Annotated in this window: 12 protein-coding genes; 6 read left to right on the top strand and 6 right to left on the bottom strand. The window is 70.6% G+C overall.

Annotated elements, in window-relative coordinates; genetic code table 11:
- The first annotated feature begins 85 nt into the window (after window positions 1-85).
- Window positions 86-937 (top strand): phosphotransferase enzyme family protein, encoded by an 852-nt coding sequence (locus tag OG966_RS31335; RefSeq protein WP_326653342.1) that lies wholly within the window; start codon window positions 86-88, stop codon window positions 935-937.
- 209 nt (window positions 938-1146) lie between these two features.
- Here the strand turns inward: OG966_RS31335 and OG966_RS31330 are convergent, their stop codons facing one another.
- Both OG966_RS31330 and OG966_RS31325 read right to left on the bottom strand, forming a co-directional pair.
- The gene (locus OG966_RS31330; RefSeq protein WP_326653341.1) at window positions 1147-1869 is read right to left on the bottom strand and encodes a 3'-5' exonuclease; all 723 of its coding nucleotides are present in this window, start codon (window positions 1867-1869) and stop codon (window positions 1147-1149) included.
- 74 nt (window positions 1870-1943) lie between these two features.
- The gene (locus OG966_RS31325; RefSeq protein ID WP_326653340.1) at window positions 1944-3176 is read right to left on the bottom strand and encodes an SAV2148 family HEPN domain-containing protein; all 1233 of its coding nucleotides are present in this window, start codon (window positions 3174-3176) and stop codon (window positions 1944-1946) included.
- Between the two features lie 299 nt (window positions 3177-3475).
- On the opposite strand from OG966_RS31325, the gene glgX reads away from it, so the two are divergent.
- Both glgX and treY read left to right on the top strand, forming a co-directional pair.
- On the top strand, window positions 3476-5596 hold the full coding sequence (glgX, locus tag OG966_RS31320) for a glycogen debranching protein GlgX (protein WP_326653339.1): 2121 nt from the start codon (window positions 3476-3478) through the stop codon (window positions 5594-5596).
- A 238-nt stretch (window positions 5597-5834) separates the two neighbouring features.
- Window positions 5835-8195 carry a malto-oligosyltrehalose synthase gene (treY, locus tag OG966_RS31315; RefSeq protein WP_326653338.1) on the top strand — a complete coding sequence of 787 codons (2361 nt, stop codon included), beginning with the start codon at window positions 5835-5837 and terminating at the stop codon, window positions 8193-8195.
- Window positions 8196-8259: 64 nt separating this feature from the next.
- Here treY and OG966_RS31310 read toward each other — a convergent pair whose 3' ends face one another.
- Complete coding sequence (locus OG966_RS31310; protein ID WP_326653337.1) at window positions 8260-8808, bottom strand: DUF1707 and FHA domain-containing protein; 549 nt, start codon at window positions 8806-8808, stop codon at window positions 8260-8262.
- Window positions 8809-9108: 300 nt separating this feature from the next.
- Here OG966_RS31310 and OG966_RS31305 point away from each other — a divergent pair, with 300 nt between their 5' ends.
- On the top strand, window positions 9109-10005 hold the full coding sequence (locus OG966_RS31305; RefSeq protein ID WP_326653336.1) for a GNAT family N-acetyltransferase: 897 nt from the start codon (window positions 9109-9111) through the stop codon (window positions 10003-10005).
- Between the two features lie 57 nt (window positions 10006-10062).
- Entirely contained in the window at window positions 10063-11289 is a 1227-nt protein-coding gene (locus OG966_RS31300) for an MFS transporter (RefSeq protein WP_326653335.1), read from the top strand.
- Here the strand turns inward: OG966_RS31300 and OG966_RS31295 are convergent.
- Window positions 11278-12660: a GH1 family beta-glucosidase gene (locus OG966_RS31295; protein ID WP_326653334.1), complete on the bottom strand. Its 1383-nt coding sequence runs from the start codon at window positions 12658-12660 to the stop codon at window positions 11278-11280. The genes OG966_RS31300 and OG966_RS31295 overlap by 12 nt on opposite strands.
- A gap of 56 nt (window positions 12661-12716) precedes the next feature.
- On the opposite strand from OG966_RS31295, the gene treZ reads away from it, so the two are divergent.
- Complete coding sequence (gene treZ, locus OG966_RS31290) at window positions 12717-14492, top strand: malto-oligosyltrehalose trehalohydrolase (protein ID WP_406730654.1); 1776 nt, start codon at window positions 12717-12719, stop codon at window positions 14490-14492.
- 32 nt (window positions 14493-14524) lie between these two features.
- Here the strand turns inward: treZ and OG966_RS31285 are convergent, their stop codons facing one another.
- Together OG966_RS31285 and OG966_RS31280 are read right to left on the bottom strand one after the other, a co-directional pair.
- Window positions 14525-15646: an aminopeptidase P family protein gene (locus OG966_RS31285; protein WP_326653332.1), complete on the bottom strand. Its 1122-nt coding sequence runs from the start codon at window positions 15644-15646 to the stop codon at window positions 14525-14527.
- 37 nt (window positions 15647-15683) lie between these two features.
- Window positions 15684-16634 carry a hypothetical protein gene (locus OG966_RS31280; RefSeq protein WP_326653331.1) on the bottom strand — a complete coding sequence of 317 codons (951 nt, stop codon included), beginning with the start codon at window positions 16632-16634 and terminating at the stop codon, window positions 15684-15686.
- Window positions 16635-16763: the final 129 nt, after the last annotated feature.

Raw genomic sequence — 16763 nt, 5'->3', positions numbered from 1 at the left:
CATCGTGCTGACGGTCCGTCGGTTCGTCAACCCCACCTGCGTGGATGCGAGACTTTGGCGGATTCGCGCAAGCGGTGGGAGAGACATGGACGAGACACGAGCACGCGCCGTGCTGGCGGCTGCGGGACTTCCTGCCGATGCGACGCTGCTCGCGCTCGGCGAGAACGCGGTGTTCGGGGCGGGCGAGGTGGTCGTCAAGGTTGGCCGGGACGCGGAGCTGCTGGCGCGGGCGGAGCGTGAACTGTCCATCGCCGCCTGGCTGTCGGAGGCGGGGGTGCCTGCCGTGCGGGCGGCCGAGCCCAAGCCGCGGCTGGTGACGGGCCATCCGGTGACGGTGTGGCACCGGCTGCCGGATGCCGTACGCCCGGCGGAGCCGGCGGATCTGGCGGATCTGCTGCGCCGGATCCACGCGCTCGACTCGCCGTCCTTCTCCCTTCCGCGGCGGGACCTGCTCGGGGGCGTCGAGCGCTGGCTGCGTCTCGCGGGCGAGGCGATCGACCCGGCCGACGCGGCCTATCTGCGCGAGCGCCGCGACGGTTTCGCCGAGGCGGCGTCCGGGCTCACCCCACATCTGCCGCCGGGCCCGATCCACGGCGACGCACTCCCCCGCAACGTCCATGTGGGCCCGGACGGCCCGGTCCTGGTGGACCTGGAGACGTTTTCCTCGGACCTCCGCGAGCATGATCTGGTGGTCATGGCGTTGTCCCGCGACCGCTACGGACTGGCGCCCGAGGCGTATACGTCGTTCACCGAGACATATGGCTGGGACGTCCGCGAGTGGCCCGGCTGCGCGGTCCTGCGCGGCGCCCGCGAAACGGCAAGCTGCGCCTGGGTGGCGCAGCACGCGCCGACGAACCCGGCGGCGCGGGAGGAGTTCGCCTGCCGGATCGCTTCACTGCGTGAGGGGGCGGAGAGGGTCCGCTGGCACACGTTCTGACGGTGCGAGGGCGGACGCCTGCGGCGGGGCTTGTTCCCTGTCCTTCCCGTAACCGAGGAGCTCGGCCCCCTGGACCCCGAACGTGCTTCGCGCGTGTCCTCAATCGCCGGACGGGCTTGATTTTCAAGCCTCGTCGGCGATTGAAGCGCGGGGTCCGGGGCGGAGCCCCGGTTACGCGAAGGGGCGGGCAAGGGACAAAGACCCCTGGCTCAGCCCGCCGTCGGTGCCAGTTCCCGCAGGGGCCAGGACGCGTCCACCACCGCGTCCGCGCTGCCCTTCTCCCGCAGGAAGCGCTGGAAGTCCGTCGCCCACTCCGCGTACCACCCGATCTGGCGCTCATGCAGCTCCGCCGGAGTCAGCGCCGCCACCGGGCCGTGCCGTTCGGCTATCGCGCGGGCCACTCGCACCGCTGCGAGTGCGTCCGCGGACGCATCGTGGGCCGCGTCCAGGACCACGCCGTACTCGACGCAGACCGCCTCCAGAGTGCGCTTGCCCTTGCGGTAGCGGTCGACCGCCCGGTCGATGGTGTACGGGTCGATCACCGGTCCGATCGGGCGGCCCGAAAGACGGTCCGTCAGGGAAGGGAGATCGTGGCGCCGCAACTCCGCCGTCAGCAGCGTCAGGTCGAATGCCGCGTTGTACGCGACGACCGGCACCCCCTGCGCCCAGTACCCCGTCAGGGTCTGTGCGATCTCGTCCGCCACCTCGCGTGCCGGGCGGCCCTCCGCCGTGGCCCGCTCACTGCTGATGCCGTGGATCGCCGACGCCTGCGCCGGGATGCGGATGCCCGGATCCGCCAGCCAGCCCCGCCGCCGGACCGGCTCCCCCGGCCGGACACCGACGATCGCCGCCGTCACGATCCGTGCCTCCAGCGGCTCCGTACCCGTCGTCTCCAGATCGAAGCCGACCAGCGGTTCCCCGTGCCAAGCCATCCTGGCCCTCCTTCGTCGTGCGGTGGTGCGTTCTCCCCCGGTGGGTTTTCACCCTCCCACGTGCCACTGACAACTCAGGAGACGGGACGCGAATCCGCCCATACGGACTCGAACTCCTCGCGGTATGTCTGGAAAAGGCCGTTCTCGCCGTCATGTCCGGCGCGGAGCACCGCGCGCCCGCCGCCCCGCAGCACCAGCACCGGCGCCTCCATCCCCCGTGCCCGGCGCAGATAGGACTGGATGACGGCCAGGCCGTCCGGGCCATCGCCGTCGACCAGGTAGGCGGTGAAGCGCGGCGTCTCGTCGAAGACCTGGATCTCGAAAGCTCCCGGGTCGCGGAGGCGCGAGCGTACTCGGCGCATATGGAGAATGTTCATCTCCACCGTGCGACTCAACTCACCTTTCTTCAGACCCAGTTCGCGTTCGCGGCGCTTGACCGCACTGCTCGCCGGGTTCAGGAAGAGGAGCCGGACCCGGCAGCCGGATTCGGCGAGGCGGACCAGCCGGCGGCCGGAGAAGTTCTGGACCAGGAGGTTCAGGCCTATGCCGATCGCGTCGAGGCGGCGCGCACCGCCGAAGAGGTCTTCGGCGGGGAGCTGGCGCTGCAGCCGGACCCGGTCCGGGTGGACGGAGACCACATCCGCGTAACGGTCGCCGACGAGTTCCTCGACCGCGTCGACCGGGAGACGGTCGGCCGAGGGCACGCCCGCGCCGCTGCCGAGTATCTCCAGGAGCCGGGCGGAGGCACGCTCGGCCTGGGCGAGCACCGCCTCGTTCAGCGCGCGGTTGCGGGAGACGACATTCCGCGCGACCTCCAGTTCGTCCAGCGCCAGCTCGACATCGCGCCGGTCGTCGAAGTACGGCTCGAAGCACGGCCAGTGCTGGACCATCAGCTCGCGCAGCTGCGGGAGGGTCAGGAAGGACAGGACATTGTCGTCCGCCGGATCCAGCAGATAGCCCTTGCGGCGCGAGACCTCGCGTACGGCGACCGCGCGCTGCACCCACTCCTGCCCCGCGGGCCCCGCCGCGGCCACCACCCAGTCGTCGCCGTGTACCGGTTCATAGATGGGGCGCAGCACCGCCGCCACCACGGCCCGCAGGCGCTGCTCCACCAGGTTCAGCCAAATGTAGGCCCGCCCGGCGCGCTGGGCGCGCGTACGCACCTCGCTCCAGGCGTCCGCGCCCCAGTCCAGTTCCGCCCCGATCTCCATCGGCCGTGCGAGGGAAACCGCTCCGGGCGGCGCGTCGGCGGAGTCCCCCTCATGACCAGCGTCACCTGGGGGTAGCTCCAGCCCTCCCGAGCTCACCCGCGCACCCCTCTTCCTTCCCCCTTCAACGATCAAGGAAGACTACTCCGCCTGTGGGACACGATGCAGCCGGAACGGCAGTGTCCTTTCCCAACTCCCTTTCCATATCCGGCCCTTCTGCCTGGCGAGATCTGCCGGAGTGAGCGGATTCATAGCGGTTGCGTCACCGGGTCGTGCGAGGAACCCGATGTTGACCGCGTCGTCCTCCCCTGCGGAGGCACCTCACCGGGGATACTTCCGGGGAGGATCTGGGCCAAGTGCCCCCCAGCACCCGGATCAGAAGTGGAAGAGTCATATCTATGCAGGTCTGGCCGGGACAGGCGTATCCATTCGGTGCCACGTACGACGGCGCCGGCACCAACTTCGCGGTGTACTCCGAAGCCGCCCGACGAATCGAGCTGTGCCTGCTGCATGACGACGGTTCGGAGACCGACGTCGAGCTGCGGGAGACCGATGCCTTCGTGCGGCACGCGTATCTGCCGGGCGTGATGCCGGGTCAGCGGTACGGATTCCGCGTCCACGGTCCGTACGCCCCGGACCGCGGGCAGCGCTGCAACTCCGCCAAGCTGCTCCTCGATCCGTACGCCCGTGCGATCAGCGGCAGCATCGACTGGGGCGAGACGGTGTACGGCTACCACTTCGGCAAGCCGGACTCGCGCAACGACCTGGACTCGGCGCCGCACACAATGAGCTCGGTCGTGGTCAACCCGTACTTCGACTGGGGTGACGACCGGCCGCCGCGCATCGACTACCACCGCACGGTGATCTACGAGGCCCATGTGAAGGGCCTCACGATGCTGCATCCGGAGCTGCCGAAGGAGCTGCGCGGTACGTACGCGGGCCTCGCGCATCCCGCCGTCATCTCGCATCTGACCGAACTGGGCGTCACAACGCTCGAGTTGATGCCGGTGCATCAGTTCGTCAACGACCACCGGCTGGTGGACGCGGGGCTGAACAACTACTGGGGCTACAACACCATCGGGTTCTTCGCGCCGCACAATTCCTACGCGTCCTGGGGCGACCGGGGCGAGCAGGTGCTGGAGTTCAAGCAGGCCGTACGGGCGCTGCACAAGGCGGGCATCGAGGTCATCCTCGATGTGGTCTACAACCACACGGCGGAGGGCAACCATCTGGGGCCGACGCTCTCCTTCCGGGGCCTCGACAACGCCTCGTACTACCGGCTGTCCGACGACCCGCGCTACTACACGGACACGACAGGCACCGGAAACTCACTGCTGATGCGCAGCCCCCATGTACTGCAGCTGATCATGGACTCGCTGCGGTACTGGGTGACCGAGATGCATGTCGACGGTTTCCGCTTCGACCTGGCGGCCACGCTGGCCAGGCAGTTCCACGAGGTGGACCGGCTGTCGTCGTTCTTCGACCTGGTACAGCAGGACCCGGTGGTCAGCCAGGTGAAGCTGATCGCCGAGCCGTGGGACGTGGGCGAGGGCGGCTATCAGGTGGGGAACTTCCCGCCGCTGTGGACCGAGTGGAACGGCAAGTACAGGGACACCGTGCGGGACCTGTGGCGGGGCGAGCCTCGCACGCTGGCGGAGTTCGCGTCCCGGCTGACCGGCTCGTCCGACCTGTACCAGGACGACGGGCGGCGGCCGCTCGCCTCCATCAACTTCACCACCTGCCACGACGGCTTCACGCTGCACGACCTGGTCTCGTACAACGACAAGCAGAACGAGGCGAACGGCGAGGGCAACCGCGACGGCGAGAACCACAACCGGTCCTGGAACTGCGGCGCGGAGGGCGAGACGACCGACCCCGAGGTGCTCGATCTGCGGGACCGGCAGATGCGCAACTTCATCGCCACGCTGATGCTCTCGCAGGGTGTGCCGATGCTCAGCCACGGCGACGAGTTCGCGCGCACGCAGAGCGGCAACAACAACGCGTACTGCCAGGACAACGAGGTCTCCTGGGTGCGCTGGCCGGAGCCGGGCGAGGACGCGGACGGCACACTGCTGGCGTTCACCCGGGCGATGGTGTGGCTGCGCCGCGACCATCCGGTCTTCCGGCGGCGGCGCTTCTTCCACGGCCGGCCGGTGGAGGGGACGCACGACGAGCTCTCCGACATCGCCTGGTTCACTCCGGAGGGCGAGGAGATGGTCCAGCGGGACTGGCAGTCGGCGTCCGCGAAGGCGCTGTCGGTGTTCCTCAACGGCCACGCGATCTCGGAGCCGGGGCCGCGGGGCGAGCGGATCGCCGACGACTCCTTCCTGCTGATGTTCAACGCGAGCGCGGACGAACTGGAATTCGCGGTGCCGGTGAACCACGGCCGGCAGTGGCAGGTGGTCGTGGACACCGCACGCAAGGAGGGGGTCCCGCCGGGCGGGGGCCCGAAGGTGGCCGCCGGTGACCGGGTGCGTCTCCTGGGGCGGAGCCTGACGGTGCTGCGGCGGCCTGCGTAACCGTCACCGGGCGGACGGGGCCGGGCGCACGGGCCCGGCGGCCGGGCGCGAGGTCCGTCGCCCGTACGGTCCATGGACCCACGCGCCCGGCGAGCGCGGCCGCCGGGACGACACCCCGCCGGCCGTGCCGGTCAGCGCCACCCGAACGGCAGGGTCCGCCCGGCCGGTAGTCCGAACGGCCGGTACCCGTGCGTGGGCCGGTGACACATAAGCCCTCAAGGTGGGTACGTACGTTCGTATGACCCCCACCGCCACATACCGGCTGCAGCTCCAGCCGGACTTCCCGTTCTCGGCCGCCGCGGCAGCGGTCCCGTACATCGCCGGGCTCGGCGTCTCGCATCTGCATCTGTCGCCGGTGCTGGAGGCCGTACCGGGGTCGACCCACGGCTATGACGTCGTCGACCCCGCCCGGGTACGGGACGAGCTGGGCGGCGAGGAGGGTCTGCGGCAGCTGGCCCGTACGGCGCGCGAACACGGTCTCGGACTCGTCCTGGACATCGTCCCGAACCATATGGCCGCGGTGCCGCGGCACAACGGGGCGCTGTGGGAGGTGCTGCGCGAGGGGCCGCTGTCCCCGTACGCCCGCTGGTTCGACATCGACTGGAAGGCGGGCGGCGGGAAGGTACTGCTGCCGGTGCTGGCGGGCCGGATCGGCGACGAGCTGGGCGGAATGCGCGTCGAAGGGGACGTACTGCACTACGGGGAGCAGCGCTTCCCGCTCCGCGAGTCCACCGGGAAGCTGCCGCTGCCCGAGCTGCTCGACGCTCAGTGGTACCGGCTCGGCTGGTGGCGGCTGGCCCGCACCGAGCTCAACTACCGCCGGTTCTTCACCATTTCGGAGCTGATCGGCGTGCGGGTGGAGGACCCGGAGGTCTTCGCCGCGACCCACGCGAAGATCCTTGAGCTGGTACGGGACGGGGTCGTGGAGGGCCTGCGGGTGGACCACCCGGACGGTCTCGCCGATCCCGAGACATATCTGCGCCTGCTCAACGAGGCGACGGGCGGGGCCTGCTGGACGGTCGTGGAGAAGATCCTCACCGGGGAGGAAAGGCTGCCGGCCGGCTGGCCGGTCGCCGGCACGACGGGCTACGACGCGCTGCGCCGTATCGACGGCCTGTTCACCGATCCGGCGGGCGAAGCCGAACTGGTCGGGCGGTACCGGGAGTTCGCGGGTCCGGCGGACGACCGCGGGGGCTACTGGGAAGCGACGGTGCGCCGCGCCGCGTACAAGGTGGTCACGCATGAACTGGCCGCCGAGACGGCGGCGCTCACCCGCCTGGCCGAGCGCGTCTGCGCCGCGGATCCGGCGCTGCGCGACCACGCGCCCTGGGCGCTGCGCGCGGCGGTCCGGGAGCTGCTGGTGCGGGTCCCCGTCTACCGTCCGTACCGCATCGGCGGCGAGGAGGCGCTGCCCCCGGCGGCGGCGCTCGGCGCGAAAGCCGCGTTCGCGGTCGCCGAGGAGGCCGAAGCCGTCGAGGTGGTGCGGGACCTGGCGCTCGGGCGGCTCGGCGAAGGCCAGGACCATGACGCGTTCCGTACCCGATTCGCCCAGACCTCGTCGGCACTGCGCGCCAAGTCCGTCGAGGACACCGCCTTCTACCGGTATGTGCCACTGATCTCGGCGAACGAGGTGGGGGGCGACCCGGGAAGCCCGGCGATCGGCCCGGCACTGTTCCATGCGTACTGCGAACGACTTGCCCGCGACTGGCCGGCCACCGGCACCGTACTGACCACGCACGACACGAAGCGCAGCGCGGATGTACGGGCCAGGATCGCCGTGCTGTCCGAATGCCCCGAGGAGTGGGCGGACTTCCTCGGACGCGTCACGGAGGAGGCGGCGCGGCTCGAGGGCGGACGCGCACCCGATCCGCATCTGGCGTGGGTGGTCTGGCAGACGGCTTTCGGGCTCGGCATCCCGTCCGCGGACAGACTGTCGACGGCGCTGCTGAAGAGCGCGCGGGAGGCGGCGCTGCTGACCAGCTGGACGGAGCCGGATCCGGCGTACGAGGAAGCGGTCACCGCTTTCGCCGGCGCGGGCCCGGCGGGCCCGCCGCTGTACTCGGTGGCGCTGTTCGCCCGTGAGCTGGATCCGTATGTACGGGCCAACGTGCTGGGAGCGGCGCTGGTGCAGCTGACGATGCCAGGCGTGCCGGACCTCTACCAGGGCACGGAGCGGGAGTTCCTCGCCCTGGTGGACCCGGACAACCGGCAGCCGTTCCACGAGGGGCCGCCGAACGAGAAGACGACGGTCACAACGGCGGCACTGCGGCTGCGCCGGGAACGCCCCGAAGCCTTCGGCGAATCGGCTACGTACACACCGCTGCAGGCGGATGGCCCCGCCGCCGAGCATTGCCTGGCCTTCTGCCGGACGGGCGAGGTGGTCACGGCGGTCACCCGGCTCTCGCTGCGGCTGGATCGGGCCGGCGGCTGGGCGGGCACGGAGCTGACGCTGCCTGCGGGCCGATGGGCCGATCTGCTCGCGCCGGAACGGGAGTTCGCGGGCGGCCGACCGGTACCGCTGGCCGAGCTGTTCGCGGAACGTCCAGTGGCGCTGCTCAGCCGGAGAGCGGCGGGAGAAGGAGCCACGACGCGCGACTGAGACCGGCGGCGGTAGTCCTCACGCTCGACCGAGACCCGGGGGGCCGCTCGCCCGCCGGGCCTGGTCAGCGTGCGGCGAGGCGGAAACTCATCCGTCCGAAGCCCACCATGTCCCCGTCGTGCACGACGACGGAGCCGGTCACCCGCCGTCCGTTGACGGTGGTGCCGTTGGTCGAACCGAGGTCGCGCAGGATCCACAGACTGCCCTGGTGGCTCAGTTCGGCGTGCAGTCGCGAGACCGTGTCATGGCTCAGCCGCAGCCCGTTCGCCGGGTCGCGGCCTATCCGCAGGGGGTACGGGCCAGGTTCGGGCAGCAGCAGTGGCGGCAGTTTCTCGGCCTGCCAGGCCCTGCGCAGCCGTACCGAGAACGCCGATATCCGGCCCACCGCGCCGTACAGCCGCCGTGACCAACGGCTCTCGGTGTCGAGGTCGGCGGTGAGCGCCCGCAGTTCGTCGGAGCGGCGAGCGGCGAGGGCCAGCTCCATACGGTGCAGGAAGGTGTCGTGCGACAGCTTGCCCTGCGCCGCGCCCTCTCTGAGCACACCGAGGACACGGTCGCGCTCGGCATCCGAGAGCCGAGCGGGATACGTGTGGAACTCGAAGGAGGACGTCACAATCCAGATTGTCGGGCCGAATGGCCACAGGTGTCCAGAAGAACCGGAGTTCCGGTTCGCCAAGAGTCACTGCTGACCTGCGCGGACCTGCCGAACTCGGGCTGTTCCTGCGCCCGGTCCCAGGGAAAACGGTGGACGGCACCGGCAGGAACCGTCTAGCGTGATCGCGACGCCCGTGACCGACGGAAGGAGGCGAGAGCAATGCACACCACACGACTCTCGCGCTCCCGCACCGTCCGCCCGGCGTTCGCAGTCTGACCGGGAGCGCATACCGCACATCTCTTCCCGGAGGACTTCCTCATGACCGAACTGGTCATCCGCGCGCTCACCCCCAGCGACGCGCATCTCTTCGACTCTCTGCCCGACCTTCTCGGTGTGGGCCGCGCGCTGGCCCGTGCCACGCACCGCCCCGACTGGAAGCGGGTCGCGCTGCGCGACGGCGTGGTCGTCGCGCGAGCCGCCTGGTGGGGCGGCCCCGACGACGCAACTCCCGTCAACATCAACTGGTTCGACTTCGCCGATGGCGAGGAGGAGGCGGGTACCGAGCTGCTGCGGACCTCGCCGTTCCAGGTCGAGTACGAACTGATCCTGCCGGCCGGCTGGCGCGAGGATCCGGCGGCCCTGGCAGCCGGTGAGGCCCGGATCCGTGCCGCGACGGCGGCCGGCATGAAGGTGCTGGTGGAGCGATACCAGTACCGCTGGACCCCGGAGTGCGGACTGCCGGAGCGGCCCCGCCGGCTGGAGTTCAGGCCGGAGCCCGACGACGCAGTGATCTTCGAGGTGCTGCGCCGGGTCCACTCCTCGACGCTCGACGCGCATGCGCTGGACGCCATCGCCGAGGCGGGCGTCGACAAGGCGGCGCAGGAGGAGCTGGACTTCTTCCACTGGTGCCCGTCGCCGCGCGAGTGGTGGCAGCTGGCCTACACACCTGACGGTGAGCTGGTCGGTATCCACGTCCCGGCCCGCAACCCGTCGGGGCCGTGCGTCGGCTTCATCGGAGTCGTACCGGAGCACCGCGGCCGAGGCTACGCGTACGACCTGCTCGTGGAGTGCACGCACTTCCTGGCCGAGCGGGGCGCGGAGTTCATCGCGGGGGCCACCGATCAGGGCAACTTCCCGATGGCGGCGAACTTCGCGAACGCGGGGCATCCGATCGTCCACGAACGGATCCACTTCCTTCCCGGTTCGCAGCATTGAGCAAGCTCGGGGGTGTCCGTAGGCTCCGGACACCCCCGAGCTGATGGCGAGCCGCCCATGACGACTCAAAAGCTGCACTCCGAGCCGCGGAATCTCGTCGGCAGCGCCTGGATATCCTGTCTTGTACTGGCCAACCTGGGTCTGTACATGGCGTTCCTCACGCCGATCCAGGTGCTGCTCGCCGAGCAGATCGACCAGCTCGACCCGTCCGGCAAGGAGGTCGCGCTGGGCTGGGCGACCGGAGTGGGGGCGCTGTTCGCGGTCGTCGTCAATCCGCTCGCGGGTGCGCTGTCGGACCGTACGGGCGGGCGCTTCGGGCGCCGTCGCCCGTGGATCCTGGGCGGGGCCGTGCTGGGTGCGGTGGGCCTCGCGGTCACCTCGGCGCAGACGACGGTGATCTCAGTGGCGCTCGGCTGGTGCCTGGCGCAGCTCGGTCTGAACGCCATGCTGGCCGGGACCAATGCTGTCGTGCCTGACCAGGTGCCGGTGCGTCAGCGGGCCGCGGTCTCCGGGTTCATCGGGATTCCCCAGACGCTGGGGCTGGTCGTCGGGGCGCTGCTGGTGACCACGGTGGTGACCGGGACCGTGACGGGCTATCTGCTGCTCGCGGCGCTCGTGGTGCTCTGCGCGCTGCCTTTCGTACTGCTGACCCGCGACCCTCACGTCCCTTTTCCCGCAAGGGAGTCGGTGCGTCTGAAGGACTTCTGGGTCAGCCCGCGGGCGTATCCGGATTTCGGCTGGGCCTGGCTCACTCGTTTTCTGGTGATGCTCGGGAACGCGATGGGCACGCTGTATCTGCTGTATTTCCTCAAGGACGCGGTGCATTACCCGGATCCGGACGAGGGCGTACTGATTCTGACGCTGCTCTACACGGCCGGCGTGGTGGTGACGGCGGTGGTCGGCGGGGTTGTCTCGGACCGGCTGGGCCGGCGCAAGGCGCTGGTCGCGGTCGGTTCGGTGGTGATGGCGACGGCTTCGCTGCTGCTGACGTTCTGGCACACCTGGCCGGTGGCGATGGGTGCTGCGGCGCTGCTCGGGCTCGGTTTCGGCGTGTACATCGCCGTCGACCAGGCGCTGATCACGCAGGTGCTGCCGGAGGCCGGTGACCGGGCGAAGGATCTGGGCGTCATCAACATCGCCAATTCGGCGCCGCAGGTCCTCGGCCCCGCGCTGGCCGCGCCGATCGTGGCGTACGCGGGCGGGTACGCCGGGCTGTATCTGACGGCGACCGTGGTCACCGTCCTCGGCGGTGTGCTGGTGTGGAAGATCCGTTCAGTGCCCTGAACCCGCCTTCCGGGCGGCGGGCTTCTGCGCGGCGATGGCCTCCCGGTACCAGGCGTACGAGGCCTTCGGTGTGCGCTCCAGCGTCTCGTAGTCGATGTGGACGAGACCAAAGTGCTGGGACGCGCCCTGGACCCATTCGATGTTGTCGGTGAGCGACCAGGTGAAGTAGCCGCGTACGTCGACTCCCGCGTCGATCGCCTCGTGCAGTGAGCGGAGATGGGCGTCGAGGAAGTCGATACGGCGCTGGTCGTCGAGACCGTCGTACGAGCAGCCGTTCTCGGTGATGAACAGCGGCGGCAGCCTGTCGCCGAACCGGTCCTTGAGGAGCACGAGCAGCTCTCGCAGCCCGTCGGGAACGACCGGCCAGCCGAAATCGGTGCGCTGCTCGCACTCGATGTCCCGTAGCCCGAAGGGGAGTTCGGCGGGCATGCCGACGCCGGCGAAGTCACCGAGCGCGTCCTTGGCGGGCGCGCCGACGAGCATCGGGTGGTAGTAGTTCACGCCGTACCAGTCCAGCGGTGCGGCGATGACGGCGAGGTCTTCGGCGACCGGGCCCGGCATCAGGGCGGCGAAATTCTCATCGGGATAGCTGCCGGTGAGGATCGGGTCGGCGAACATCCAGTTGGTGATCGTGTCGTACAGCTCCGCGCCGAACCGGTCCTCCTCGCTGATCCCCGCGGTCCGTACGGGCGAGTGGGAAACGGCGAGGCCGATGTTCGCGGCGCCCGCCGCGCGCAGCGCCTGGACCGCGAGGCCATGGGCGAGCAGCTGGTGGTGGGCGGCGGGCAGCGCGTCGAAAAGGAGCTGCTTGCCGGGCGCGTGCTCGCCGAGCGCGTAGCCGAGCAGGGTGACCTCGGCCGGTTCGTTGATGGTGATCCACATCGGTACGCGGTCGGCGAGCCGCTCGGCGACGACGGAGGCGTACTCGGCGAAGCGGAACGCCGTGTCCCGGTTCAGCCAGCCGCCCGCTTCATCGAGCGGGAGCGGGGTGTCCCAGTGGTAGAGGGTGGGCGCGGGCGTGATGCCGTGAGCGCACAGTTCGTCGACGAGACGGTCGTAGAAGTCGAGCCCCGCGGCATTGACAGGTCCGCTGCCGCCGGGGACGACGCGCGGCCAGCTGACCGAGAAGCGGAAGCCGTCCGCGCCGAGGCCGGCGAGCAGGGCGACGTCCTCGCGATAGCGCGCGTGGAAGCCGGTGCCCCGCGAGGCATCGGCGCCGTCCTTGATCCGGCCCTGGGCGGCGAAGGCGTCCCAGCCCGAGGGTCCCTTGCCGTCGGCGTCGGCGGCCCCTTCGGTCTGGAAGGCGGAGGCGGACGCGCCCCAGAGGAAACCGGGCGGGAAGGCGGGCAGCGGCGGCAGCGGCGTCGACATGGTTCGTGACCTTAATGGCCCCAAGGACACCTCTTCTAGACCCCGATCTTGCCAGGATGGAGGTCGCATCGACGACGAGGGGACCTCCAGTGCTGTTCGAGGTGTGGGCGCCGCAGGCCGACCGGGTCGTACTGTGGCTGGCGGGCGAGGAGCGTCCGATGGGGCGCGCCGAAGGGCGTGCGGGCTGGTGGAGCGCCGAGGCCGAGGCGGGCGAAGGCGCCAGGTACGGCTTCGCGCTGGACGGCGGGCCCGTGCTGCCCGATCCGCGCTCTCGCCGCCAGCCGGACGGCCCGGACGCCATGAGTGCCGTGGTCGACCAGAGCGCCTACGCCTGGCGGAACGACTGGGCGGGGCGTGGGCTCGGCGGCGCGGTCCTGTACGAGCTGCACATCGGTACGTACACCCGCGAGGGCACCCTGGACGCGGCGGCCGAACGGCTCGGCGAGCTGGCCGAGTTGGGGGTCACCCATATCGAGCTGATGCCGCTGTGTCCCTTTCCCGGCGTGCACGGCTGGGGCTACGAGGGTGTCTCGCCGTGGGCGGTGCACGAGCCGTACGGCGGCCCCGAGGCGCTGAAGCGCTTTGTCGACACCGCGCACGGCCGTGGTCTCGGGGTGGTGCTGGACGTGGTCCACAACCATCTGGGCCCGTCCGGCAACCACCTGCCGTCCTTCGGCCCGTACTTCACCGACACCCACCACACCCCGTGGGGCTCGGCGGTCAACCTCGATGCCCCGGGCTCCGACGAGGTCCGCGCGTATCTGCTGGGCAGCGCGCTGGCGTGGCTGCGCGACTTCCGGCTCGACGGACTGCGTCTCGATGCGGTGCACGCCCTCGCCGACACGCGTGCGCTGACCTTCCTCGAGGAGCTCTCCGCCGCCGTCGATGCCCTCTCGGACGAGCTCGGCCGTCCGCTCTTCCTGGTCGCCGAGTCGGATCTGTGCGACCCGCGCACGACGGCGCCGCGCGAGGCGGGCGGCCTGGGACTGCACGCACAGTGGAACGACGACTTCCACCACGCCCTGCACACTGCCCTGACCGGTGAGGCCCAGGGCTACTACGCCGACTTCGCCGTCGCTCCGCTGGCGGCGATCGGCAAGACCCTCACCCACGGCTTCTTCCACGACGGTACGTACTCGAGCTTCCGGGGTCGTACGCACGGCCGCTCCGTCGACGTGACGCGAACCGCCGCACACCGCTTCCTCGGCTATGCCCAGACGCACGACCAGATCGGCAACCGGGCACTGGGCGACCGGCTCTCGGCCGGCCTCTCCCCCGGGCTGCTGGCGTGCGCGGCCGTACTGGTACTGACCGGGCCGTTCACACCGATGCTGTTCATGGGCGAGGAGTGGGGCGCCCGCACGCCCTGGCAGTTCTTCACCGACCACACCGACCCGGAGCTGGCCGAGGCCGTACGCAGCGGCAGACGGCGGGAGTTCGCGGCGCACGGCTGGGCGGAGGACGAGATCCCCGACCCGCAGGCGCCGTCGACCAGGGAGCGCTCCTGCCTGGACAGGTCCGAGCGGGAGCGGGAGCCGCACGCCCGGCTGCTGGCCTGGCACCGCGAGCTGATCGCGCTGCGCCGCGCACAGCCGGACCTGACGGATCCGGACCTGGCGGCGGTGAAGGTGGCGTACGACGAGGAGGCTCGCTGGCTGGCGTACCGGCGCGGCGATCTGCGGATCGCGGTCAATCTGGCCAAGGAGCCGGCCGCGATCCCGCTGGGCGGCGGCGGCCGGGTGCTGGCCGCCTGGGGAACTGTCCAAGAACCGGGCACGGACGGCGTATTGCACCTGCCGCCGCAGTCCTGTGTCGTCCTGGCCGACGGCTGAGACCAGGCGCTGGATCCGGGGCGGAGCTGCGGCTACTCGACGATCGCCATCTCGCGCGGGGTGTTGTTGAAACGGCGGCCGCCGTCCTCGGTGACCGTGACGATGTCCTCGATACGGACGCCGAAGCGGCCGGGGAGATAGATCCCCGGCTCGACGGAGAAGCACATGCCAGGGATCAGCGACTGCTCCTCACCCTCGATCATGTACGGCGGCTCGTGCGTGGTGACGCCGATCCCGTGGCCGGTGCGGTGGATGAACAGGTCTCCGTACCCGGCCTCTTCGATGATCTCGCGGGCGGCCCGGTCGATCTCCTGGCAGGCGACCCCCGGCCGTACCGCCTCGAAGCCGGCCTGCTGGGCCTCCCGCACGACGTCGTGAACGTGCTGCTCGGCGGGTGTCGGCTCGCCGACATGGACGGTACGGCTGGTGTCGGAGCCGTAGCCGTGCTTGAGGCCGCCGAAGTCGAGGACGACCATGTCGCCGTGGAGGATGGTGCGGTCGCCCGCCTCGTGGTGCGGATTGGCGCCGTTCGGTCCTGAGCCGACGACGGTGAAGTCGACCTGCGAATGTCCGAACTGCCTGAGCAGCGCGGCGAGATCGGCCGCGACCTCGGCCTCCCCGCGCCCGGCGAAGCGCACCTTGAGGATTTCGTGGTACGTCTCGTCGGCGGCGGCTCCCGCCGCCTCGATCAGGGCCAGTTCGTGCGCGTCCTTCACGGCCCGCAGCATGGGCAGGGCCTCGGTCAGCGATGTGTAGGAGGTCCCGGGCAGCTGCCGCTGCAGACCGAGGAGATGCATCGCCCAGGTGTTGTCGCTGACTCCGAAGCGGCCGTCGGCGTCCAGCAGCGGAGCGGTGACGGCGTAGGGGTCCTTGCCGTCGGTCCAGTCGCGCACGGTGAACGCGGCCGCTCCGGCGGCCTCCTCGGCGTCCGGCGCCTCCAGGGTCGGAACGACGAGGACGGGTTCCCGGCCCGCGGCGAGGACGAGCATGGTGAGCCGCTCAGTGCTCGCGGGCCGGTAGCCGGTCAGATGGACGAGGTCGGGGCCGGGCGCGACGAGCACTCCCGCGAGCCCCGCCTCGGCGGCGGCGGCCGCGGCGCGGGCCATCCGGGCTCGGTAGTCGTCTGTGGTGAAGGGCGCGGGCATGGTGGGCATGGGGTCATATTGCCCGCGGGTGGTGGCGTGCGCGAGCTCAATCCTGGTCGTTGGCCACCAGCCGCTCCAGCAGCTCATGGAATTCGTCGCCGACCACGATGCGCAGCTCTCCTTCCTCGTCACGGTCGCTGAGCTGGGTGAAGGTGCCGTCGCGCCACCAGTAGACGTACGGGCTGATGGCGCCGGGCGTGTCGGCGTAGCCGGCGGCCGCGAAGGAGGCCATGGCGTTGAGGGCCGGGATCATGCCGGTGTCGTGGATGGCATGGAAGGCGAGCTGATGCCGGAAGGGCATCGCCACCAGGGCCCCGTCGGCGGTGAGTTGCTCTCCGGTGACCTGCTGTACGACGCTGTCCAGCGCCAGGACGCGGCTCGCGGTGTAGAAGGAGTCGCCGAGGACCACCTCGAAGCGCATGCCCTCGGAGTCCTTGACGGTCTCGTGGCCCTCCAGGGGTAGTCCCCTGAGATTGTAGAGCGCCTGGTCGCGCAGGTACCGCAGGTCGCCGAGCGGCTCCAGGGCCTCGTCGGTGAGCATCATGACGCTCTCCGGGAGGTCGAGCGCGAGGATCTCGAACAGGCCGGGTGCGACGGTGCGCGCGTAGGCGAAGTTCTGCGCATTGAACCCGTCGGCGCCGACGACGCGGGGGTAGAGCTGGGCGCGGATCTGCTCGGTCGGCAGGGTGTCCAGCGCGGAGGGCGCCTCCATGGTGCGCAGCACCATCCCGACGTGCTGCCGGACCAGTTCGGGCCAGGAGCGCGGCCCGCGGTCGTCGTTGTGGCAGACGGCGGCGAGATTGCCGAGCCCGAACTGGCGGCCGGCGCTGTCCGACACCACGTCCGCGTACACGGTCACTTCCAGGCCTTGTTCGGCGAAGGCTTGCCGGACCTGGGCGCGGAAGCGTGCGCCCTCTTCTTCCGAGAAGAAGGAGAACTCGGGGTCCCGGGGTGCATCGCGTCCGTCGCGCTTCGGCCCTCGCCGGAACAACCCCACGTCAACCGCCTTCCGCATCGCGTACCAGGACCTCGAGCGTACCGACCGCGTCCGGCGGGGCCAGACCGCGTTCCGCATTGACTTCGCCGGCTTCTCGCCAGGGCCCCGCAGCGCGCCCGTGTGCGCGGG

Origin of the sequence: Streptomyces sp. NBC_01750 (assembly GCF_035918095.1) — a bacterium.
Classification (GTDB): Bacteria; Actinomycetota; Actinomycetes; order Streptomycetales; family Streptomycetaceae; genus Streptomyces.
The sequence above is the reverse complement of the archived record's forward strand: the minus strand, read 5'-3'. Positions and strand labels throughout refer to the sequence as shown.